Origin of the sequence: Chitinophaga varians (assembly GCF_014529945.1) — a bacterium.
In the GTDB taxonomy this organism is placed as follows: Bacteria; Bacteroidota; Bacteroidia; order Chitinophagales; family Chitinophagaceae; genus Chitinophaga; species Chitinophaga varians.
On the sequence record NZ_JACVFB010000002.1, the window covers coordinates 605,853 to 622,433 of the forward strand.

The 16,581-nt window shown below is 49.2% G+C and carries 16 protein-coding genes; 10 read left to right on the top strand and 6 right to left on the bottom strand.

All coding sequences use genetic code 11. From position 1 onward, the window contains the following. Nucleotides 1–53 precede the first annotated feature (53 nt). The 10 genes from ICL55_RS10280 (at nt 54) to ICL55_RS10325 (ending at nt 9,836) form a co-directional block, all read left to right on the top strand. On the top strand, nt 54–758 hold the full coding sequence (locus ICL55_RS10280; RefSeq protein WP_188096698.1) for a rhomboid family intramembrane serine protease: 705 nt from the start codon (nt 54–56) through the stop codon (nt 756–758). A gap of 47 nt (nt 759–805) precedes the next feature. After that, entirely contained in the window at nt 806–1,741 is a 936-nt protein-coding gene (locus tag ICL55_RS10285) for a rhomboid family intramembrane serine protease (RefSeq protein ID WP_188096701.1), read from the top strand. A 140-nt stretch (nt 1,742–1,881) separates the two neighbouring features. Beyond that, nucleotides 1,882–2,946, top strand: a complete 1,065-nt coding sequence (locus ICL55_RS10290; protein WP_188096702.1) for an endonuclease/exonuclease/phosphatase family protein — start codon at nt 1,882–1,884, stop codon at nt 2,944–2,946. A 30-nt stretch (nt 2,947–2,976) separates the two neighbouring features. Further along, the gene (locus ICL55_RS10295; RefSeq protein ID WP_188096704.1) at nt 2,977–4,119 is read left to right on the top strand and encodes an endonuclease/exonuclease/phosphatase family protein; all 1,143 of its coding nucleotides are present in this window, start codon (nt 2,977–2,979) and stop codon (nt 4,117–4,119) included. Between the two features lie 155 nt (nt 4,120–4,274). Next, a complete protein-coding gene (gene cysS / locus ICL55_RS10300; RefSeq protein ID WP_188096707.1) occupies nt 4,275–5,771 on the top strand; it encodes a cysteine--tRNA ligase in 1,497 nt (498 codons plus the stop codon). Nucleotides 5,772–5,809: 38 nt separating this feature from the next. Then, nucleotides 5,810–6,784, top strand: a complete 975-nt coding sequence (locus tag ICL55_RS10305) for a M28 family peptidase (protein ID WP_188098337.1) — start codon at nt 5,810–5,812, stop codon at nt 6,782–6,784. A gap of 51 nt (nt 6,785–6,835) precedes the next feature. Next, entirely contained in the window at nt 6,836–7,462 is a 627-nt protein-coding gene (locus ICL55_RS10310; RefSeq protein ID WP_188096709.1) for a DNA-3-methyladenine glycosylase family protein, read from the top strand. A 41-nt stretch (nt 7,463–7,503) separates the two neighbouring features. Next, a complete protein-coding gene (locus ICL55_RS10315; RefSeq protein WP_188096710.1) occupies nt 7,504–8,124 on the top strand; it encodes an alpha-ketoglutarate-dependent dioxygenase AlkB family protein in 621 nt (206 codons plus the stop codon). A 17-nt stretch (nt 8,125–8,141) separates the two neighbouring features. Next, complete coding sequence (locus tag ICL55_RS10320; protein WP_188096712.1) at nt 8,142–9,023, top strand: hypothetical protein; 882 nt, start codon at nt 8,142–8,144, stop codon at nt 9,021–9,023. A 105-nt stretch (nt 9,024–9,128) separates the two neighbouring features. Next, nucleotides 9,129–9,836, top strand: a complete 708-nt coding sequence (locus tag ICL55_RS10325; protein WP_188096713.1) for a DUF4377 domain-containing protein — start codon at nt 9,129–9,131, stop codon at nt 9,834–9,836. Between the two features lie 111 nt (nt 9,837–9,947). On the opposite strand, the gene ICL55_RS10330 is transcribed toward ICL55_RS10325, so the two are convergent. The 6 genes from ICL55_RS10330 to ICL55_RS10355 all read right to left on the bottom strand — a co-directional run bounded on the left by ICL55_RS10330 (nt 9,948) and on the right by ICL55_RS10355 (nt 16,505). After that, nucleotides 9,948–10,316, bottom strand: coding sequence for an IPT/TIG domain-containing protein (locus tag ICL55_RS10330; RefSeq protein WP_188096715.1), 369 nt, complete (start codon nt 10,314–10,316; stop codon nt 9,948–9,950). A gap of 217 nt (nt 10,317–10,533) precedes the next feature. Then, nucleotides 10,534–11,280 (bottom strand): succinate dehydrogenase/fumarate reductase iron-sulfur subunit, encoded by a 747-nt coding sequence (locus ICL55_RS10335; protein WP_188096717.1) that lies wholly within the window; start codon nt 11,278–11,280, stop codon nt 10,534–10,536. A gap of 5 nt (nt 11,281–11,285) precedes the next feature. Then, a complete protein-coding gene (locus ICL55_RS10340) occupies nt 11,286–13,196 on the bottom strand; it encodes a fumarate reductase/succinate dehydrogenase flavoprotein subunit (RefSeq protein ID WP_188096719.1) in 1,911 nt (636 codons plus the stop codon). Between the two features lie 6 nt (nt 13,197–13,202). Further along, on the bottom strand, nt 13,203–13,871 hold the full coding sequence (locus ICL55_RS10345) for a succinate dehydrogenase cytochrome b subunit (protein ID WP_188096721.1): 669 nt from the start codon (nt 13,869–13,871) through the stop codon (nt 13,203–13,205). Nucleotides 13,872–13,888: 17 nt separating this feature from the next. Next, complete coding sequence (locus ICL55_RS10350) at nt 13,889–15,319, bottom strand: anion permease (protein WP_188096723.1); 1,431 nt, start codon at nt 15,317–15,319, stop codon at nt 13,889–13,891. A 13-nt stretch (nt 15,320–15,332) separates the two neighbouring features. Beyond that, the gene (locus ICL55_RS10355) at nt 15,333–16,505 is read right to left on the bottom strand and encodes a porin (protein WP_188096725.1); all 1,173 of its coding nucleotides are present in this window, start codon (nt 16,503–16,505) and stop codon (nt 15,333–15,335) included. Nucleotides 16,506–16,581: the final 76 nt, after the last annotated feature.

The window sequence follows — 16,581 nt, forward strand, 5'->3', positions numbered from 1 at the left end:
ACGGGTTGGTATGGTTGGTTCAGGTTACCCTGCTCAAACGATATGGGTATGACATGAACGACCTTTTTGCCCTTCATTACTGGGGGTCACCGGGATTCCGGCCTCATCAGTTCATTACTCACCTGTTCATGCACTCTACCAATGACCCGTGGCATTTGCTGATGAACATGTTTACCCTCTGGATGTTTGGGTCCACGCTGGAAAACCGGTGGGGTTCCAAACGTTTCCTCATTTTCTACATTATCTGCGGTATTGGCGCATCGTTGTGTTACATGGGCGTGCTCACCTATGAAAACATGACGCTGGCCAAATATGCCAATGCCTTCCTGGACAATCCTACCTTCAACAACTTCGTGGCGCTGGACCGCAAATTCCATCTGGACAATGCCAATGTGAGCATGCAGGATATGAAGGAGGCCATTGCACAGGGCAATCAGTTTGCCATCGATTTGGCAAAGATCTACGTGAAACAATACATGCTCGCCTATAGCAACAGCATCGTGGTTGGCGCTTCCGGCGCGGTATACGGTATCCTGTTTGCCTTTGGTTACCTGTTCCCAAATGCTACCATCTTCCTGTATTTCTTCCCGGTAAGAGCCAAATATTTTGTGGCTTTTATGATACTGACAGAAGTATGGGCCGGTATACAAAACGCACCGGACGATAATGTGGCACACTTTGCCCACCTGGGCGGCGCACTTTTTGCGTACCTGCTGCTCAGAGGCTGGAATAAAAGGCACCGATCGGATTTTTATTGACGCAAGACTTTATTAAGCCGTAATTTTGTATTGTAAATACTTGTACCATGCATGCGTTGGAAAAAGAGAAAATGCCTCGTCTCTCCCTGGGGGAAGAACGGAATATGGTCACCCAGTTAGTGGTTGTTAATCTTACCATTTTTATCTTCCTGCTTTTTGCCAAGGTGATTTATACCATGGAAATAGGCAAGGAAGGTGACGCCCTTTTCTATAAAAATATTCTGAGCTGGCTGCGACTGCCTGCTGATCCGGCCAGGCTGCTGGCGCGTCCGTGGACATTACTCACGTCTCTTTTCACTCATATTGAAGTCTGGCAGATATTCACCAACATGGTGTGGCTGTGGTGCTTCGGCACTTTCCTGCAGCATATCGCCGGTTATCAGCGGGTACTTCCCATGTACCTGTTTGGAGGCCTGACAGGCAACATCTTTTATATTCTTGGCGTTCAGGCCATTCCCGGCCTGCACACCCTGCTGCCTGATGCATCCGTGATGGGGTCTTCCCCGGGCATCATGGCCATGGCAGCCGGCGCCACGCTGATATCTCCGCGTTACCGCATCTTCCCGTTGCTGGGTGGCGGTATCCCGCTGTGGATCATCACCATTGTATACGTAGGCCTCACTGTTGGCACCAGCGTGTCCAGCCCGGGCGGAGTCGCTTATCTGGTACAATTGACCGGTGGCGGTTTGGCAGGACTGATGTTTATGTACAGCTGGAAAAAAGGGCATGACTGGGGCGCTGGCTTTAACCACCTCCTGTTTAAACTGACGCACGTTTTCCATCCCGCATCACAACAGATAGATCCGAACCATCCGAAAAGTGCTGCAAAGATCATCGCCAAACTGGAAAGCCAGCCGTTCCGCAAGATTGGCCAGGTACCCGAACAACGGCTCAATGAGATTCTTGATAAGATCAATGAGATGGGACTCGACTCTTTATCTCCGGAAGAGCGGGAAACCCTGTTGCGCGCAAGTGACAACTAAGCATTTAAAGATTTTGAAATTTTGTTATTTTGTTATTTAGATATTTAAGGGCTTGTTAACAGGCAAATTGCCGATTAATACGATAACTTACCCTACCCAAATACCTAAATAACAAAATATCTAAATAACAAAATCCCTTCATGAAGTTTGTTTGCTCGCTGTTGATAATAACTGTACTGACCAGCGCCTATTTACCCCTGCTCAGCCCCGGAAGCTTTTGGATTTCCGGATTTGCAGCCCTCGCCTTCCCCGTCATTTTCCTGGTTTGCCTGTTCACATGGCCCTGCTGGTGGCTGTGGCGCCGTGATAAAAAGTATTTTATTTATATCGGGATAGCGATGCTGCTTTGCATCCGGCCTGCCTTACGCACCTGGGCGCTTCATTTTTCTCCGAAGGAAAATCTTACCAAAGAAGCCGGCAGCAAGGACTTCACGCTCATGACCTACAATAGCAGCAGCATGGGTTTACAGGCATATAAAGTTAACCAGGAGCTCCGTTCCGCCATTTTTCAGCAGGTGGCAGCCGCCTCACCGGACATTCTCTGCCTGCAGGAATTTTACACCAACGACAAGCCGGAGATGTCGCATAATATTGATACGCTGAAACTGATCGGGCAATATCCTTATCATTATTTCACGCACGATCAGCTGTTGTGGAACACCTGGCATTTTGGTATCGCCCTTTTCTCCCGTTATCCGGTGGCAGCCGCCATGACCATTCCCTGCGACAGCCTCGCCCAGGGCAGCGGCCGCAGCTTTCTGCAGGCCGATGTGGTGATTCATCAGGACACCGTGAGGATTTTCAGTGTACAGTTTACTTCGTATATGCTTTCCCGTGAAGAACTGCAAGGCAGGCAGTTTTTCAGTATGGGCGGAAAAATGAAGGCCACCTTCCGGCGTCGGGCATCGCAGGTGAAGCAGCTGGCTTCACTGGTAGCGGCCAGTCCCTACCCCGTGATTGTGGCGGGCGATTTTAATGATACCCCTGCCTCTTATAGCTACCGTCATGCCGCCGCAGGGTTACAGGACGCCTTTCTTGCAACGGGCTTTGGATGGGGCCGGACGCTCTCCTATCTGTCGCCTACCCTGCGGATCGATTATATTCTGCCCGATGGGCATTTCAGCATTAAAGGATGTCAGGTACTGAAAATGCCGCAGTCGGAGCATTTCCCGGTTATATCCCGTCTGTCGTTGAAAAAGCATTAACTTTATTCATTCAACAAACGTGGAAACGCGGTGCGATTCTTAAGACTATTTACGAAAGGCTTTTTTGTATTCATCAACGTTGGAGTGGTGTTGCTTTTTCTTGCCGCCTGCCTTGCACCGTATATTTCCCCGGCCTGGTTCTGGCCTATCAGTTTCATTACGCTGGCCTTTCCGTTTTTACTGGGCTTGCTGGTGATATTTATGGTGGGGTGGCTGTTTTTCAACTACCGCTATGCTTTTTTATCGCTCACGGCGCTATTTCTTGGCTGGAAGTCCATCAGTGCCTTTCTGGCGTTTAACCTGCCTTCCGGGAATAAGCCGGCGCCGGCCAACCAGAGCCTGACCGTGATGAGTTACAACGTGAGCCAGTTTGGCCTGTACCGTGAAAAAGACAGTAAATATAACCGTCAGGCTATGTTTGCGCTGATCAAAAAACAGGAGCCGGACATCGCCTGCTTCCAGGACTTTTACACCTCCGAGCGCAAGAATGATTTTAACAACCGGGAAGATATTTCCCGGGAGATGAAAATGCCCTATCGTTTCTTTTCGAGCGATTTTAACCGGAACGGAATGCAGCACTGGGGTTCCATCATCTTTTCAAAATATCCTATTATTGCATCGGACAAAGTGAAAATGAGCATGGGCCCTCTGAGTGAAAGCCTGATTTATGCAGATATTGTAAAAGATGACGATACCATCCGCATTGTGAATATGCACCTGGAATCGTACCGTTTCAACGAAAAGGACTATACCGATATCCGCAAGATCAAAAACCAGGAAGATACTGGTCTGGTGGCCACCAAAAACATCATTCAGAAGATGCGTGAAGCGTATATACGCCGCAGTCAGCAGGCCGATATTGTAGGTAATTTTATCCGGCAGAGCCCTTATCCGGTGATTGTATGCGGAGATTTTAACGATACCCCGGCATCGTACACCTATTTCACGATTAAAGGCGACCTCCAGGACGCTTTCCTGAACAAAGGATGGGGCGTGGGCCGCACATTCAACGGGATCGCTCCCACCCTGCGTATTGACTATGTGTTTGCCAGTACCGATTTTAAGGTCAACAGTTTCCGGAGAATCATGTCCGACCTGTCTGACCACTATCCGGTCATCGCCAATCTCAGCCTCATTGGCAGTGGTATGCAGGAAGTAGAAGTAAACAAATAAGTATAATTATGAAAATGTTTAATATTTTGAGATCTGACCGATGTTGTTCCCGGACTTTTTACATACATCTGGAACAATATTTATCTTTGCCATCCACCACCGGAAAAAAGGCCTGTTGCCTGTAACAGGTCCCCGGAAATTCTTAATTACAGCATATGTCAGAACTCAAAATATACAATTCAATACATCGTCAGAAAGAAGTCTTCACCCCACTGCATCCCGGCCACGCGGGCATGTACGTATGCGGACCCACCGTATCCGGAGAATCACATCTCGGCCATGCCCGTCCGTATATCACCTTTGATGTGGTATACCGCTACCTGCAGTTCCTGGGTTATAAAGTACGTTACGTACGTAATATCACCGATGCCGGCCACTTTGAAGAAGAAGGCCGCGCTGCGGAAGACAAAGTTTCCAAATCCGCCGTACTGGAAAAGCTGGAGCCGATGGAGCTGGTACAGAAATACACCAATCTGTTCCACTGGGCCATGCTGCAGTTTGGCAACCTGGAACCCAGCATAGAGCCCACCGCTACCGGTCACATCATAGAACAGATTGAAATGATCAAAAAGATCATGGAGAAGGGTTATGCCTATGAAGTAGATGGCAGCGTGTATTTCGACGTAAAAAAATACGCCGCCGGCTACGATTACGGTATTCTCAGTGGCCGCGTACTGGAAGACATGCTCGAAACCACCCGTGAGCTGGAAGGCCAGGATGAAAAACGCAACAAAGCGGATTTCGCCCTGTGGAAAAAAGCTCCGACAGAACATATCATGCGCTGGCCAAGTCCCTGGGGCGAAGGTTTCCCCGGATGGCATATTGAGTGCTCCGCGATGAGCGCCAAATACCTGGGCCACCAGTTCGATATCCACGGCGGTGGTATGGACCTCCAGTTCCCGCACCACGAATGTGAAATAGCACAAAGTGAGATCGCCCATGGTGAGATGATGGCGCGCTACTGGATGCACAATAATATGATCACCATCAACGGTCGTAAAATGGGCAAAGCTTATGGCAACACCATCAAGCTCACGGAAATGTTTACCGGCGAAAATGCACAGCTGGAAAAGGCCTACAGCCCGATGACCATCCGTTTCTTTGTATTGCAGACACACTACCGCAGTACGCTCGACTTCTCCAACGAAGCGCTGCAGGCCGCAGAAAAGGGACTGCAACGCCTGTGGGCAGCATATGAAACACTGCAGAAACTGAGCTATACTTCCGATGGAGTGGCCATCAATGAAGAGCTGGACAAACAGGTGCGCACCTGGTGCCAGGAATGCCCTGAGTTCATGAATGATGATTTCAGCACCGCCAAAGTGCTGGCCAATCTGTTTGAGCTGACACCGGTTATCAACTCACTGAAAGGTGGCCAGATCAAAATGCATGAAATCAGCGAGGATACCTTTAACCTGCTGCAACAAACCTGGAAGACTTACCTCGTGGACATCCTGGGCATACAGCAACCACCTGCCAGCAGCGACGATCAGTTGCTCGACGGTGTCTTGCAGATGCTCATCTCCATGCGCAAGGAGGCCAAAGGCCGTAAGGACTACGCCACCTCCGATCGTATCCGCAATGAGCTGCTGGGCATCGGCATACAGCTCAAGGATGAAAAAGATGGTAACGTCACGTATAGCGTTCAATAAGCAAATACCTACAGATAATAATGCGTAAAGTTTTTAGCATGTTGACAACGCTGGCACTTCTGGCCGGCGCTTGTCAACAGCCATCCACAAAAACAGACAATACTACCGACAGCACCGGCGCCAGCAAAGTGGCCAAACTGAGTGTGCCGGTACCGGCTTTCAGTGCAGATTCTGCCTATGCCTATACCTCCAAACAGGTAAGTTTTGGGCCAAGAATACCCAATACGCCCGCACAGCAGCATTGTGCCGACTGGATGATCAGTTCTCTGAAAAAATGGGCCGATACCGTATATGTACAACGTACCACCGTAGAGGGTCCGCATAAAGAGAAACTGCCTTGTATCAATATCATCGCCAGCTTCAATCCTGCCGCCAAACAGCGGGTGCTGCTACTGGCACACTGGGATACCCGTCCATGGGCCGATGAAGATGCCTTCGACAAAAAAGGCAAACTGGACGGCGCCGATGATGGCGCCAGCGGCGTGGGCGTGCTGATGGAAGCTGCCCGTCAGTTCAAAACACAACGGCCCGAAGCCGGCGTGGATATCCTGCTCGTAGATGTGGAAGATTACGGGGTAAAAGACAACGAAAACTCCTTCTGCCTCGGTACCCAGTACTGGGCTAAAAACCCGCACGTAAAGGGCTATAAAGCCAATTACGGCATCCTGCTGGACATGGTAGGTGGCCGGGGCTCCCAGTTTTACATGGAAGGCTCTTCCCAGCAGTATGCTTACGGCCCTATGAAAATGTTCTGGGACGTGGCCAATCAACTGGGCTACTCCGACTATTTCCGGTATGAGAAAAACGGGTCCTATATCACAGATGACCACATTTATGTGAATACCATGGCTAACATCCCGACTTTTGATATCATCGCCTGGCAGGCCACCGGCAATTTTGCCCCGCACTGGCATACGCAGAATGATAACATGAGCGTGATTGACACCAAAACATTAAAAGCAGTAGGACAAACTATCCTGCAGGTGATCTACAATCAGCCGTTCACCTACTAATGCCCTTGCCGGAGTGCAGGATAGCGGATATAATCATTCAATCAGACGTTTATGCCCAGACCATCAGGCACTCCGGTAACGGAGCATGCTTATATCTCCCATCTCAGCAAAGACAAAAAGCTGCAGAAGATCATCAAAGGTCCGCTGGAAGTGCGGACAAAGCGCAAGAATTTCCCGCTACGCCTCATCGGAGCTATTATGAGCCAGCAGCTTTCCACTAAGGTCGCGGATGTGATCTATGCCCGTTTTCTTGCCCTTTACGATAATAAAGAACCCACTCCACAACAGGTAGCTGCTACTGACCCTTCCCGCCTCCGCGCCATTGGATTGTCCAATGCCAAGGTCTCCTATGTGCAGAACGTGGCCAACTTTGTGATTGCCCAAAAGCTTACCGATGCCAGGCTCCATAAGATGGATGATGAAGCGGTGATCTTATGCCTCACGCAAATCAAAGGCGTAGGCCGGTGGACGGTAGAAATGCTGCTCATGTTCCACCTTCACCGTGAGGATGTTTTCTCCGTAGACGACCTGGGCATCCAACAGGCCATGGCCAGACTTTATAAGCTGGATATCGGCGATAAAAAAGCTTTTCGCGAACAGCTGAAGACCATCTCTGCTAAGTGGTCGCCCTACCGGACCCATGCCTGCCGTTATCTCTGGCAATGGAAAGACCAATAAGCATGTAAATACATTGCGTACTGCCGTTGTAAATTTGTATCATGAGTTTGCAGGGAAGCCTTTTTGAAGAGTCCAATCCCGGGAATGCCATCCACCTGAAGAACGGAGAACTGGCTTATTATCCGCGCTTTTTTAAGCCGGCGGAGAGCGATGTCTATTATCAGACGTTGCAGGACACGATCGATTGGAAACAGGAATCGATGAATATGTATGGCAAACAGGTTTTATTTCCGCGGTTGATGGCCTGGTATGGAGATGCTGCCACTTCCTATAGTTTTTCCGGCAATACCTTTGAGCCCAGCCCATGGACACCGGCATTGACAGCAATACGGGACCGTATCACGCCAACCGCCGGCGCCAGCTTCAACAGCGTATTGCTTAACCTTTATCGCAGCGGCAGCGACTCTATGGGCTGGCACGCAGATGACGAACCGGAACTGGGGCCCCATCCGGTGATCGCCTCTGTCAACTTCGGCGCCTCCCGTCGTTTTTTATTACGCTATAAAAATGATCATCACCTGAAACATGAAATATTGCTGGAACATGGCTCCCTCCTGGTCATGAAAGGGACGCTGCAGCAATACTGGGAACATCAGGTACCCAAAACAAGCCGGCAGATCTCCGGAAGGATTAACCTCACCTTCCGCTTTATCCACTCATAAAACCATATACACCTGCTATGAACAACCTTATTTTGCTAATCGGAAATGATATCAACAACATTTCCAGCGGACAAAGCTGGAAAGACCTGTTGCAGGATATCATCACCTTCTGTCATACGGGAGACTGCGTAGAACTGGACGACAAAAAACCATTCCCGCTGCTGTATGAAGAGGTTTTTTTAACCGCCATCAAAAGAGAAAAACTCCGTGAAAGGGAACTGAAAGCATTTATCGCCATCAAAGCTGCCGAAATCAAAGCCAATGGCATCCATGCCGCCATCCGTGCACTGAAGCCGGCACACATCCTGACCACCAACTATGAGTTTACCCTTGAAGGACGGACTCCTTATGAAAATACCAGCCTTATCAATGAAAAATTCTATAGCATCTTCCGGAAATATACCATGGATGATATCCACTACTGGCACATCCACGGCGACTGTCTCAACCCCATGAGTATCAACCTCGGGTTTGAGCACTATGGTGGCCAACTCCAGCTGATGCGTAACTATGTGGTGAGCGGCACCTTCTACTCCAGCAAGGAAGTTCCCAAAGAATCCTTACTGAGACGTATACACGCCAAACAAGTGTACTATCACTCATGGATAGACTTTTTCTTTACGCATGATATTCACATCTTCGGGTTGTCGCTCGATTTTGTGGAGACAGACCTCTGGTGGTTACTTACCTACAGAGCACGCCAGAAATTTCATCATAAAAATGTACCCGTGCCTAACACCCTCTATTATTACATTCCGGAAGAGTTGGTCCCTGCCTGTAAATTCAAGCTGGACCTGCTTACCGCCAATGATGTAAAGGTGATCAGCCTGCCGGGAAAAGATAAACCCGCCTATTATACCAGCATTATTCAGCGGATAGGAAAACGGAAATCATCCTAACAGTTGTAACATTCTACAGGCTGGCAGCGTTTTTGCAAACAGAAGGTATTCTGACAAAAGTAAACCGTCAGGTGCCTTTTGTTGTTAAAGATTAAATTCACAATTATGTTTTTAGAAATCGCATTGACGCTGGCTACGACACTGATGACGCCCGTGAAGCCTGTACAGAAGCAGCAAACCTCAAAAAATCAGACTATTTATGTGAAAGAATCCAAGGAGCCATGCACCGGCGTAGCACCAATGGAATGCCTGCAGATCAAAGGCGTGAAAGATACTGAATGGTCTAACCTCTACACTAATATCGAAGGGTTCAAATATACGCCTGGCTATCGTTACAAACTGCTGGTGAGAATTACTCCTGTGAAGAATCCTCCCGCCGATGGTTCTTCTGTAAAATATACCCTGCGAAAAGTATTGGAGAAGAAAAAAGTAAACACTGCTCCTGAAAAAGGCACTCCCTGGGCATTTATCGCCAGTAAAAGATGGAACCTTATCAAACTGGGAGACAGCACGCTGACGCAATCCGGTATCTGGGTAGAGTTTGATCCTGCCACCAAACGTTTCCATGGTAAAGGAGGTTGCAATAGTATTTCCGGAGGGTATCATTCTAACGGAGAAAACATTACCTTTACAATGGCTATTAGCACCAGAATGGCTTGCATGGATGAAAATGTGATGCGCCGCGAAGCTGAATTTCTGAAGATGATCGGCGAACATACCTACCGCTATGATGTGGCTGATCAGACACTGAACTTCTACGAAAACAACCAACTGGTCATGATCTTCGGCATGCAGCCTAAAGACCTTAAATAGACTACTTAGTAACCCATTATAACCAAAAAAGGTTGTTACAAATTGTAACAACCTTTTTTCTTTTCTACGTCACTTAATAAAGCTATGGTATAACAATTAAACGCTGCGTTATTAATATGCCACGCTGGCAATGTCCTGTACGGATGCTACCAGCTTCCGTGTAGGGTTGTACTCAAACAACATAGCGTTGGAGGTCTTATCTCCTACTGCTACTACCACTTGTACAGTGTCTGCCTTCTGCTCCGGTACCTGTACCAGCAGATAGTCGGCATTTGCACGCAATACGTGCGCTGCCACATCTCCAAAGATCACTTTGTTAGCTGCTTTCTCTTTACTAAATCCATGACCTCTGATGATCAGAAAATTACCGGCATTACCGGTCACTGTAGTTGTCTCATTTTTTTTCTGGTTTGGGGAACAAGCCGTCATAGCCGCTACCAGCAGCATAAGGGCCACCACAAACATGTTGTAATGTTTCATCTTTTTAATTCTTCATTTTGGGGTAGGGTAACAAACCCTGTTACAAATAAAATCCGGGGTAACACTATTGCATGTAGCAACTCTTATTCGCAACAGTATATCGTCGGTGATTAAAGCGGATGCAAATCTACGAATTTTCCGGCAAACAACATTCATTTTTGCCAACAAAATTTTCAAAATACGTATTACTACGTATACGCCAAAACGCAATACTGCGCTATTTTTTCAGCAGTTGCGCCTTGTTGTATTCCCAGTTCATTCTGGCGATATGCAACACTGAAATTTGCTGCGGGCACTCTGCCTCGCAGGCTTCTGTATTACTGCAATGACCGAACCCTTCTGCGTCCATCTGATCTACCATATGCCGCACTCTCTCCTGCGCTTCCACAGCACCCTGCGGCAACAATACCAGATGCGTGATCTTGGCACTGGTAAACAAGGCGGCACTGGAATTTTTACATACCGCCACACAGGCACCACAACCAATACAAGCCGCTGCATCGAACGCTGCCTCCGCAATGGGATGGCCTACCGGAATACTGTTGGCCTCCGGCGCCTGGCCGGTATTCACCGAAATATACCCACCGGCTTGTATCACCCTGTCAAATGCCGTGCGGTCTATTTTAAGGTCGCATTTCACCGGAAAAGCGGTGGCACGGAATGGCTCTATGTAAATCGTGTCCCCATCCCTGAAACTGCGCATATGCAGCTGACAGGTGGTCGTATTTTTTAATGGCCCGTGCGCACGACCGTTGATCATCACGCCACATTGCCCACAAATTCCCTCGCGGCAATCATGATCAAACTCAATGGCCCGCTGTCCCTGCCCCAGCAACTGCTCATTCAACATGTCCAGCATCTCCAGAAAAGACATGTCGGGATTTACATCCGCCAGCGCATAATCCTGCATTTTGCCGGTGTCCTGGCTGTTTTCCTGCCTCCATATTTTCAATCGTATATGCATACACGTTATTTATAGCTTCTCACGGTAGGTGTAACAAATTCAAACGTCAATGGTTCCTTATTCCACACCGGCGACAGATTTTCACCGGCCCATCCCCAGGCGGATATAAAAGCAAAATCCTTATCGTTACGCATCGCCTCTCCTTCGGGTGTCTGATATTCTACCCGGAAATGCGCCCCACAGGACTCTTCCCGTGTCAATGCATCATGACACATTAGCTCTCCCAGCTCCAGATAATCAGCCACCCGGCCCGCTTTTTCCAATTCGCTGTTGATGGCTAAACCACCCGGAATAAACAGATCGGCATAAAACTGTTGCCGTAATGCTTTTATCTCCCGGATAGCCTGTTCCAGCCCTTCTGCAGCGCGCGACAGGCCACATTTATCATACAGTATTTTACCCAGTGTTTTATGAAAATAATCTGCCGATAACCTGCCTCCGATACTCTTCAGCAAATGCAGCTGATCTTCTACCTGCTTAGCGGCGGCATCAAAGGCCGGATGATGAATATCCGTTGCCGGTGTCCTGATTTCATCCGCCAGATAGTTGGCCAGCGTATACGGCGCAATAAAATACCCATCCACACAAGCTTGCAACAGGGAATTAGCCCCCAGCCTGTTTGCTCCGTGGTCTGCGAAATTCGCTTCCCCCAGCGCAAATAATCCGGGTATGGTCGTCATCAATTCATAGTCCACCCACAGCCCACCCATAGAGAAGTGTGCCGCCGGTGAAATTTTCATCGGCTCTTTATAAGCATCTACCCCGGTGATCTTTTCGTACATGCGGAACAGGTTACCATACTTCTCCCTGATCTTGTCCACCCCCTGGTCATTAATAGCCCTGGAGAAATCGAGATATACGGCATTTTTCAGCGGCCCTACGCCATACCCCGCATCAATACGTTCTTTCGCAGCCCGTGAGGCGATATCCCGCGGCGAGAGGTTACCAAAGGCCGGATAACGGCGCTCCAGATAATAATCCCTGTCTTCCTCCGGCACCTGATTGGGCAACCGGTCCTCCTGCTCCTTTTTAGGGACCCAGATGCGGCCATCGTTACGTAGCGATTCCGACATTAACGTCAGCTTGGACTGATATTCTCCCGACTGTGGCAAACTGGTAGGATGGATCTGTGTCCAGCTGGGATTAGCCATCAGCGCGCCCTTTTTATGCGCCCGCCAGATAGCGGAACCATTACAGCCCATCGCCAGCGTAGACAAGTAATAGATCTTCCCAAACCCGCCAGTGGCCAGTATCACGGCATGTGCACCGTGACGTTCTATTTCGCCGGTATCAAGATTACGAACAATAACGCCTTTGGCTTTGCCGTCGATCGTTATCAGGTCGAGCATTTCATGCCGGGCAAACAACTGCACTGATCCCAGATGGACCTGCCGCATCAGCGCCTGATAGGCGCCGAGTAATAATTGTTGACCGGTCTGGCCACGGGCATAAAAAGTACGCGACACCTGTACGCCGCCAAAAGAGCGGTTATTGAGATATCCGCCATATTCCCGGCCAAAGGGCACCCCCTGCGCCACCGCCTGATCTATCAGGCTGGCGCTGCATTCTGCCAGGCGGTATACATTGGCTTCCCGTGCCCGGAAATCACCTCCTTTGATGGTATCATAAAACATGCGGAAAACATTGTCTCCGTCGTTTTTATAGTTCTTACAGGCATTAACGCCTCCCTGTGCGGCCACGGAATGCGCCCGTCGCGGCGTATCCTGAAAACAGAAGGTCTTCACCCGATAGCCCATTTCACCCAGCGAAGCCGCAATAGAACTGCCTGCCAGCCCAGTACCCACCACAATCACCTCCAGCTTCTTCCGGTTAGCCGGGTTTACCAGCTTTGCATGTTCCTTGTAATGACGCCACTTATCTTCCAGTGGCCCTTCCGGTATTTTTGCGTCCAGCATGACCCATTATTTTAAGAAGTGAACATAAATCGGTATCAGCGCAAACCCGGCACAAATACCCACACTATATATCCAGCCAATTACCCTGATCCATTGTACATAACGCGGATGATAAACCCCCAGCGTTCGTGCTGCGCTGAAGAAACCATGCAACAGGTGATAACAAAGCGCCACCATACACAACACATATAGCAACACATACCATGTTTCACTGTATACCGCCACCACCAGCGTATACAGGTCTTTGTTTCCCTGCGCGTCCAGCGGCAGCGAGCCAAACTTGTACACATACCAGAAATCACGGAAATGGATGACGAGAAAAATAAAAATGATCGTGCCTAACAGTCCCATGTTACGGGTATACCATTTGCTTACCTCGCCACGCCTGTCGTAATGATATTTAACATCCCCGGCACGTTTATTCGTCAACGTTATTATCACTGCATATACCACATGTGCGATGATACTCGCATACAGCACCCAGGAAATTATTTTGATGAGGATATTACCGGACAACAGGTGGGAATACGCGTTAAACTGCAGATGCGCCCGCTCATCCGGCAATAACAACTGCAGGTTTCCCAATAAATGGATAACAAGAAAAAAACACAGGAACAATCCTGTAAACGCCATCCAGTTTTTCCTGGTTAATGTTTTTTGTGTCCATTGACCCATAGCTTGATATTTTGATATTACCAGATGCCCAATACTTTCCACCATCCTGCGCCAATGCCCATCCAGAGAATGATATACACGATACTCAACAGAAATCCGCATTTCCACCAGTCTTTCAGTTCCACATAAGTGCTGCCGAAAAATACCGGTGCCGGTCCGTGGCCGTAATGTGTCAGTGTCCCGAAAATACCGCCGCAGAAACCCAGTACCAGCGCCAGCAGCGTGCCCGGCACGCCCACAGAAATACCCACCGCCAGAAACGCCGAATACATGGCCGCCACATGCGCAGTAGCACTGGCGAAAATGTAGTGGCTATAGAAATAAACCAGTACGATGATGGGGAAAGCCACCAGCCATTGCATACCTCCTACCTGCTTTTTAATGAGCTCACTGAACCACGGAATGAAGCCCAGCGAATTCAGGAAACTGGCCATCATCACCAGCGCAGAAAACCACACGATCGTATCCCAGGCGCCTTTTTCAGACTTTACATCTTCCCAGTCCAATACCTGCGACAATAACAAAAACACCAATCCAATCAGGGCGGTAGTGGTAGCATCAATCCCAAACAAATCACCGGTGATCCACAGTATCAGCAGTATCACAAAAGCCAGCAGCATCAACCATTCGTTTTTATGCACCGGCCCCATTTCCTTTAGTTTTTCGGCAGCCATAGCCGGCGCATCACCAGTGGATTTCAGTTCCGGCGGATATATTTTATACAGCACATACGGCACCACTAAGATGGACAACGCTGCGGGCACCAATGCGGCAGCAAACCAGGACATCCAGGTGATATCGATGCCCAGATTTTTAGCGAACTTCTGACACATGGGATTGCTGGCCGTTCCTGTAAGGAACAACGAAGAGGTGATAAGGTTCATATTATAACTGCTCAGCGTGAGATAACCGCCCAGCTTGCGGTGTGTGGCGGGATCTTCCGGCATGGACCCGAAGTTCATGGCCATGGATTTCATAATAGGATAGATTATCCCTCCTCCTCTTGCGGTATTGCTGGGCACCGCAGGCGCCAGCACCAGATCTGCCAGGCCCAGGCCGTAAGCCAGTCCCAGCGAGCTTTTCCCGAATATGCGGATAAAAATATAGGCAATCCGTTTACCCAGACCCGTTTTAATAAACCCCCGGGCAATAAAAAATGAAATACCGATCAGCCAAATTACCTTGTCGCCGAAGCTGCTGAGTGCCAGCGTAATTGACTTACCCGGATTGCCCGGCGCCAGTACGCCGCTCAGCGCCACCAGCGTAATGGCCAGCATCGACATAGTACCCATCGAGGCCGCTTTCAGGATAATACCCAGGATGGTGGACAGGAAAATGGACAGCAGGTGCCATGCCTCCGGCGTTACGCCTGCCGGAGGCGGAATAAACCAGATAACAACACCGAAAATGACCGTGATCAGCAGCTGTGGATACTTGATTTCTTTCATAACAATTGGCATTTTATATTCTGCACTGCACCTGTACGATCATCAGGTTACTGTTGTGCGTTTTAGTACCCGGAATATCCCGGTCGTAATTGTCGATCTGCATACCCAGCTGAATACGCCCGCCATAGTCTTTCAGGAAAGCCAGGCTGACCATGGGAATGTAGGTCCGCCGGGCATTGCCGCTATGCCGGAAATCGTCGTTAAAGTATTCGTAGCGCATGGATACCTCTATGGAGGTGAGCTTATGATAGTTGATTTTGTACCGGAAATTAGGCAGCAGATACGCGCCGTGCATCAGGTAATCGCTCAACGGGCCTTTGCGGAGACTGTCTGCCAGCCCGTAAAACAGCCGATGGTTGGTGCCCTGCTTAAACTCTGACTGCAGCTGCAGGTCGAATTTTTCTGCCAGTGGTATGACGCCGCTGAAGTCTATCCCCAACGCATATACGCTGTATCGTTTTACAGCGCCTACGCCGCCATTGAGGCCAAGCGACAGTTTGTTCATATCTCCGAATTCCAGCCGGGCGGAGCCTAGTTTGCCATTGTCATCATCTGACACCTGATTGCGGTTATTGCCATTCACAACAGAGACCGCATATTTGATGGGGAGCTGCGTATTTTTCCGGAAAGAGCCGAACATGGACACGCCTACCTGAAAACTTTGCCAGCCGTTGTTGCCGAAAGCAGCGTATTGATTGGAGAAGTCCATGGACTGGATGATGTCTACGGGATAGAGGTCTTCCAGCCCGAAGGAAGGCCGGAACTGGCCGACGGTAAAGTTAACGGCGTCATTCCAGCGATAGGTGATGAAGGCATTTTCCAGCACTTTCCCTTTAGGATCGCTGGCGAAGTCGGCGAAGTTGACCAGCACGCCTGCCTGAAAACGATCACTCACCTGTGCTTTCACCTGGAGCCTGGCCCTTTTGATGCTGAAGCTGTTGCGTACCACTTCTTTCTCTGCGTCAGCCTGATGGGTTCCGTTAACATCCACACCTTTGGTAAGGGAGACGGTATATCGTGCCTGAAACACACCACTCAGTGTTATTTTTTTCAGAAAGCCGGGTTTGATGGAAGAGGTGTCTTTGGCAGTGGTATCGCTGACAGGCCCGTCCCCTGCATATGTCAGGGAAATGCCCGTAAAAAAACACAGAAAGATGGCAGCTAGTCGGATACTTCGTTTATGCATGCACGGTTGTTGAGTTTTCAGAATAGGCGGCTATTTAATGGGGATAACAACGTGCGGCGGGGAAATGTTTTGTGAC

What these genes read in the sequence shown, in the direction of transcription:
- ICL55_RS10335 (WP_188096717.1), bottom strand. Translation starts at nt 11,280, where the DNA reads ATGCATATACGATTGAAAATATGGAGGCAGGAAAACAGCCAGGACACC.
- ICL55_RS10330 (WP_188096715.1), bottom strand. Translation starts at nt 10,316, where the DNA reads ATGAAACATTACAACATGTTTGTGGTGGCCCTTATGCTGCTGGTAGCG.
- ICL55_RS10285 (WP_188096701.1), top strand. Translation starts at nt 806, where the DNA reads ATGCATGCGTTGGAAAAAGAGAAAATGCCTCGTCTCTCCCTGGGGGAA.
- ICL55_RS10315 (WP_188096710.1), top strand. Translation starts at nt 7,504, where the DNA reads ATGAGTTTGCAGGGAAGCCTTTTTGAAGAGTCCAATCCCGGGAATGCC.
- ICL55_RS10290 (WP_188096702.1), top strand. Translation starts at nt 1,882, where the DNA reads ATGAAGTTTGTTTGCTCGCTGTTGATAATAACTGTACTGACCAGCGCC.
- ICL55_RS10305 (WP_188098337.1), top strand. Translation starts at nt 5,810, where the DNA reads ATGTTGACAACGCTGGCACTTCTGGCCGGCGCTTGTCAACAGCCATCC.
- ICL55_RS10325 (WP_188096713.1), top strand. Translation starts at nt 9,129, where the DNA reads ATGTTTTTAGAAATCGCATTGACGCTGGCTACGACACTGATGACGCCC.
- ICL55_RS10345 (WP_188096721.1), bottom strand. Translation starts at nt 13,871, where the DNA reads ATGGGTCAATGGACACAAAAAACATTAACCAGGAAAAACTGGATGGCG.
- ICL55_RS10340 (WP_188096719.1), bottom strand. Translation starts at nt 13,196, where the DNA reads ATGCTGGACGCAAAAATACCGGAAGGGCCACTGGAAGATAAGTGGCGT.
- ICL55_RS10310 (WP_188096709.1), top strand. Translation starts at nt 6,836, where the DNA reads ATGCCCAGACCATCAGGCACTCCGGTAACGGAGCATGCTTATATCTCC.
- ICL55_RS10355 (WP_188096725.1), bottom strand. Translation starts at nt 16,505, where the DNA reads ATGCATAAACGAAGTATCCGACTAGCTGCCATCTTTCTGTGTTTTTTT.
- ICL55_RS10320 (WP_188096712.1), top strand. Translation starts at nt 8,142, where the DNA reads ATGAACAACCTTATTTTGCTAATCGGAAATGATATCAACAACATTTCC.
- ICL55_RS10280 (WP_188096698.1), top strand. Translation starts at nt 54, where the DNA reads ATGAACGACCTTTTTGCCCTTCATTACTGGGGGTCACCGGGATTCCGG.
- ICL55_RS10350 (WP_188096723.1), bottom strand. Translation starts at nt 15,319, where the DNA reads ATGAAAGAAATCAAGTATCCACAGCTGCTGATCACGGTCATTTTCGGT.
- cysS (WP_188096707.1), top strand. Translation starts at nt 4,275, where the DNA reads ATGTCAGAACTCAAAATATACAATTCAATACATCGTCAGAAAGAAGTC.